At 47.1% G+C, this 726-nt stretch carries 4 tRNA genes; all 4 read left to right on the forward strand.

Features of this window, described 5'->3' with window-relative positions:
* Positions 1-104 precede the first annotated feature (104 nt).
* The 4 genes from AKJ31_RS22275 to AKJ31_RS22290 all read left to right on the forward strand — a co-directional run bounded on the left by AKJ31_RS22275 (position 105) and on the right by AKJ31_RS22290 (position 700).
* Positions 105-179: transfer RNA gene (locus AKJ31_RS22275), tRNA-Gln, on the forward strand.
* Between the two features lie 124 nt (positions 180-303).
* Positions 304-388: transfer RNA gene (locus AKJ31_RS22280), tRNA-Leu, on the forward strand.
* Positions 389-415: 27 nt separating this feature from the next.
* A tRNA-Gln gene (locus tag AKJ31_RS22285) sits at positions 416-490 on the forward strand.
* 125 nt (positions 491-615) lie between these two features.
* Positions 616-700: transfer RNA gene (locus AKJ31_RS22290), tRNA-Leu, on the forward strand.
* The last annotated feature ends 26 nt before the right edge of the window (positions 701-726 follow it).

Below are 726 nucleotides of genomic sequence, written 5' to 3' on the forward strand. Positions count from 1 at the left end.
GAATTGGTAGACGCACCAGATTTAGGTTCTGGCGCCGCAAGGTGTGAGAGTTCAAGTCTCTCCTTCCGCACCATTATTGAAGTCTCTTTAATTAGAGCAACTGCAGGTCTATCGCCAAGCGGTAAGGCAGCGGCTTTTGATGCCGCCATTCCCTGGTTCGAATCCAGGTAGACCTGCCATTATTGATAGGTACAGTGGATAACATCTTTTGATGCCTCGTCTATTGTCCCTGGTTAGGCTCCAAGTAGCCTGCCATATACAACATCAGTTAGATTTTACCAATTATCTGATTGATCACGGTTTGCGGAAGTGGCGGAATTGGTAGACGCACCAGATTTAGGTTCTGGCGCCGCAAGGTGTGAGAGTTCAAGTCTCTCCTTCCGCACCATTCTTTCATAAGAAAGAATAACCCTGTAGGGCTATCGCCAAGCGGTAAGGCAGCGGCTTTTGATGCCGCCATTCCCTGGTTCGAATCCAGGTAGCCCTGCCATTATTTAAAGGTTCAGTGGATAACATCATTTGATGCCTCGTCTATTGTCCTTGGTTCGGCTCTAAGTAGCCTGCCATACAACTTCATAACGCTTTTACCAATTAGCGATATGAATACAAATTGATGCGGAAGTGGCGGAATTGGTAGACGCACCAGATTTAGGTTCTGGCGCCGCAAGGTGTGAGAGTTCAAGTCTCTCCTTCCGCACCATTATTGAAGTCTCTTTAATTAGAGCA

Origin of the sequence: Vibrio hepatarius (assembly GCF_001274785.1) — a bacterium.
Lineage (GTDB): Bacteria > Pseudomonadota > Gammaproteobacteria > Enterobacterales > Vibrionaceae > Vibrio > Vibrio hepatarius.